This window comes from Micromonospora chalcea (assembly GCF_002926165.1).
In the GTDB taxonomy this organism is placed as follows: domain Bacteria; phylum Actinomycetota; class Actinomycetes; order Mycobacteriales; family Micromonosporaceae; genus Micromonospora; species Micromonospora chalcea.
Window position 1 is genome coordinate 1 of the sequence record NZ_MAGP01000096.1, and the last position, 871, is coordinate 871.

Below are 871 nucleotides of genomic sequence, written 5' to 3' on the forward strand. Positions count from 1 at the left end.
GGCCGGGGTCAGCGTCAGGGACCAGTGAGCCGGGCGGCGCAGCCCGGGCGGCAGGACCGTGCGGTGGTCGCCGCGCGCGGCGTCGAGCTGCGACTGGTGCGTGAACAGGCACTCGCTCAGGTCGGCGCCGCGCAGGTCGGCCCCGCGCAGGTCCGCGCCGGTCAGGTCGGCCGCGCCGAGCCGTACGCCCCGCAGGTCCGCGCCGATCAGGCAGGCGCCGCGCAGGTTGGCCCCGGCCAGCGGCGTACGGCGCAGGTCCACAGCGATCAGCGTCGCGCCCCGGCGGTCCGGGCCGGCCTTCCCGGCGCGGGCCTGTTCGGCGGCGCGGGACAGGAGCCGGTTGGCCCGGTCCCGGTGCGCGTCGACGTCGAGCGCGAGCAGCTCGTCAGGGGTGCCGTCGGCGAGCCGGCCGGTCTCGTCGAGCGCGGCGGTCAGCTCGTCGCGCAGCGGGCCGGGCGGGGTCAGGCGTACCGCCTCGGTCAGGTACCACAGCAGCTCGTGCAGCGGCCGCAGCACGGCGAAGCTGTCGAACATGCGCTGTGCGGTGGCCGGGTCGGCGCGCCAGTCGCGGCCGGCGAACGTGTGCTGCGTGAGGTGCTGGCCGGCGCCGAAGCAGTCGAACACGGTGCATCCGGGGAAGCCGCGTTGCCGCAGCTCGGTGTGGATGCCGCAGCGGAAGTCGGCGCCCAGGTTCGGGCAGGGCCGTCCGGCGGGCTTGTCGATGGCGAAGTCGGCGGACGCGGTGAACGCCGGCGCGACGCAGCAGACCCCGGCGCAGCGCGAACAGTCCGCCCGCAGCTCCCGCCCGCCACCGACCGTGCGCGCCTCCACAGCACCCCCGTCCACCCGCACCATTCTCCGCACCCACCCC

At 76.9% G+C, this 871-nt stretch carries 1 protein-coding gene; it reads right to left on the minus strand.

The features are described 5' to 3' along the window. On the minus strand, positions 1-846 hold an 846-nt coding region (locus BAW75_RS10350), incomplete at its 3' end, for a pentapeptide repeat-containing protein (protein WP_244206067.1). Positions 847-871: the final 25 nt, after the last annotated feature.